The following is a 1119-nucleotide window of genomic DNA, read 5'->3' as shown; positions in this document are numbered from 1 at the left end:
ACGACTTCCAGGGCGTCGGCGAAGGGGTCGGCGGCGCTGCCGCCGTCCTGCTGGAACTCCGCGTCACCGGCTGACCCGGCCTCCCTCACACACTGCACACGCTGCACAGCGAAAGGAACGAGTACTCCTCGTGTCAAGACTCCGTTCACGCGCCGCGATCACCGCAGGTCTGATGGCCACCGCGGTGGCCGCCGCCTGCCTCACCACCGGCACCGCCCAGGCCGCGACCGGCCCCGCCGCCACCGACGGCACCTACGCCTTCACCGCCCGCCTCCAGATAGGTGACAACCAGCGGGCCTGTTCGGCGGTGTTGATCGACCCCCGGTGGCTGGCCACCGCCGCCAGCTGCTTCGCCGACGACCTCGGCGGTGGCCAGGTCGCCGCCGGCAAGCCCAAGTGGAAAGTCCAGGCCGTTGTCGGCCCCAACGCCGACGCCGACTCTCCCGTCGATGTCGTCGAACTCGCTCCCCGCACCGACCGGGACATGGTGCTCGCCCGCCTCGCCGCCCCGGTCACGGATGTCGCCCCCGTCGCCTTCGCCGCGACCGCACCCACCCCGGGCGAGGAGCTCACGGTGGCAGGGTTCGGGCGCACCGAGGACGAATGGGCGCCACTCTCCCCGCACACCGCGAGTTTCACGGTCGAGTCCGTGTCCGACACCACGATCGCGCTCGACGGCACGACGGACACCGACGCGATCTGCGCCGGTGACGCCGGCGGTCCGATCGTCCGTCAGAAGAGCGGCGTGTACGAGCTGGTGGCGCTCGCCAGCCAGTCTTGGCAGGGCGGCTGCTGGGGCACCGACCCCGCCGAGACCCGCAACAACGCCGTCTCCCCGCGCGTCGACGGCAGCGCTGTCCAGGCATGGGCGAGGGAGACGCGGGAGCAACTGCGCGAGGTCGTGTACGCGGCCGACGTCAACGGGGACGGGCTGAGCGACCTCATCGTCCTGAGCAGGGACGGAGAGATCACGGTGCGCACGGCGAGGGAGAGGTTCGCCTCGAAGCCGGGCGATCCGGTGTACCGCTTCAACCCGCCCGTGCACTGGAGCGCCGGCTGGAGCAACTTCCTCGGCCAGGAAGGCAAGGGCCGGCTCTACTTCGCCGACATCAACGGCGA

1 protein-coding gene is annotated in these 1119 nt (G+C 71.3%); it reads left to right on the top strand.

The window, feature by feature from the left end:
- Positions 1-130 precede the first annotated feature (130 nt).
- Positions 131-1119: S1 family peptidase (locus ACP4IX_RS36235; RefSeq protein WP_426558908.1), on the top strand; the 989-nt coding region annotated here is incomplete at its 3' end.

This window comes from Streptomyces sp. WG5 (assembly GCF_049974565.1).
Taxonomy (GTDB): domain Bacteria; phylum Actinomycetota; class Actinomycetes; order Streptomycetales; family Streptomycetaceae; genus Streptomyces.
The sequence above is the reverse complement of the archived record's forward strand: the minus strand, read 5'-3'. Positions and strand labels throughout refer to the sequence as shown.